At 68.6% G+C, this 1,671-nt stretch carries 2 protein-coding genes; one reads left to right on the plus strand and one right to left on the minus strand.

Going from position 1 to position 1,671, the window contains the following annotated elements; all coding sequences use genetic code 11:
* The first annotated feature begins 113 nt into the window (after window positions 1-113).
* Window positions 114-653 (plus strand): hypothetical protein, encoded by a 540-nt coding sequence (locus tag ABGA99_RS36470; RefSeq protein WP_347584279.1) that lies wholly within the window; start codon window positions 114-116, stop codon window positions 651-653.
* On the opposite strand, the gene ABGA99_RS36475 is transcribed toward ABGA99_RS36470, so the two are convergent.
* Window positions 622-1,527, minus strand: a complete 906-nt coding sequence (locus ABGA99_RS36475; protein WP_347581868.1) for an IS5 family transposase — start codon at window positions 1,525-1,527, stop codon at window positions 622-624. The two genes, ABGA99_RS36470 and ABGA99_RS36475, sit on opposite strands and share 32 nt — an antisense overlap.
* Between the last annotated feature and the right edge of the window lie 144 nt (window positions 1,528-1,671).

Raw genomic sequence — 1,671 nt, forward strand, 5'->3', positions numbered from 1 at the left:
AGAAGCCGTTGTCTTTCCGTACTTGATCACCGTGTTATCGCTGGTCAGGCATAGTGTCGGGGTTTCTGTGGCAGGCAGAGCACGTCGTGTCGGCGTGGCTGTGGAGGTGCGGAATGCCGTCGGTGATCGGGCTGCTGGAGGAGCGGGAACGAGCTGCCGTTCAGCGGGTGGAAGCGCTGCGGGCTGAGGCGGACCGGGTGCTGGCCGCGTTGCGGGAAGCGGAACTCGACTGGGAGCGGTTCTTCGTCTCCCGGGAGACCGTGGTGGAGGTTCTCGCCGGCCGGGATGGTGTGGAGGAGGCTGACACGCCGGCGTTGGGGGATTCTGAACCGTCGCCGTCGCCGTCGCCGTCGCCGTCGCCGTCGCCGTCGCCGTCGGGTGCGGTGCCGGGGTCGGTGGTGCCCGCGTGGTGTGAAGGGCTCGTGGTGGCGGTGCTGTCGCCGGAGTATCAGCGGATCATGACGGTCCTGACCGCTGCGGAAGGGGCGCTGTCCTGCAGGGAACTCGCTGCCGGGCTCGGGGTGGAGCCGGTGGCGGCGAAGGTGGAGGGGGTGCGGTCGAAGGCGAACCGTCTGGTGAGGCAAGGCTGGCTGGTCAAGGAGCCCTCGGGCCGATTCGCGCTCAGCGCCGGTGTGCGAGGCGGCGGGTCATGAGCATCGTCATCGACCACAGGATCATCGCCTCACTGGAGTCGCACCGGCGCTCGAAGTCGCGGGACAGACGCCGCGAGCGCAACAGCCAAGCGAAACTTCTCTCCACCACCCACCGCCTCGGCAGCACCACAAACCCCTTCACGTCATCACTGCGCTTGACGACGGTGACGATCAGCTGCAGTAGGGCCAGGGCCCAGGTGACCAGCACGCCGGTGTAGCCGGAGTCGGCCCACAGCTTCGTGACCGTGGGAAACCGGGTCCGCAGCGCGGGCAGCATGCCGGTGGCGGCCTGCCGGTCGGTGACATCCGCGGGCAGCACCCGGATGGCCAGGAGCAGGCCGATCGTGTCGCAGATCAGGTGCCGGCGCCTCCCGTTGATCTTCTTGGCCCCGTCGTAGCCGCGGCTGTCGGCCCCCACCACCGCGTCGGCCTTCACCGACTGTGAGTCGATCACCGCGGCTGTCGGCTCCGGATCCCGCCCGGCCGCCTCGCGCGCCTTCCCCCGCAGCCGGTCGTGGAGCTCTCCGATCAGCCCGCATCGGCGCCAGCGCCGCCAGAACGCGTAGACCCGGTCCCAAGCGGGGAAGTCGACCGGCAGGCTGCGCCACTTGATGCCGTTGTCGACAACGTAGAAGACCGCGTCCAACATCACGCGATGGCAGTAGCTCTCCGGCCTGCCACCCCGGCCCTCCATCCAAGCCGGGACCGGCAGCAGCGGCCGGATCTCCTGCCACTCGGCGTCCGTCAGGTCCGTGCCATAGGCCCGGACCCGGTCGGGCTGGTCGGCCGCGTTCCCGAACCGGTGAACGAGGCAATCGCACGCCCCGCCGGACGAGTTGAACCGGACAGCCTCGACCGCGTACAACGGTGACATCAGGGCCTCCTGGCGTGATCGGTGTCTCAGCAACTCCGAACTGCACCAGAGGCCCTGTCTTCATGCACGGCCACGGCAGAATCACCCGCCCCACCGGCCACTTTCGATCACACCGCACTCAAGATCGATAGGACAACGGCTTCT

Origin of the sequence: Streptomyces sp. B5E4 (assembly GCF_039871555.1) — a bacterium.
Taxonomy (GTDB): Bacteria; Actinomycetota; Actinomycetes; order Streptomycetales; family Streptomycetaceae; genus Streptomyces.

What these genes read in the sequence shown, in the direction of transcription:
- ABGA99_RS36475 (WP_347581868.1), bottom strand. Translation starts at nt 1,527, where the DNA reads ATGTCACCGTTGTACGCGGTCGAGGCTGTCCGGTTCAACTCGTCCGGC.
- ABGA99_RS36470 (WP_347584279.1), top strand. Translation starts at nt 114, where the DNA reads ATGCCGTCGGTGATCGGGCTGCTGGAGGAGCGGGAACGAGCTGCCGTT.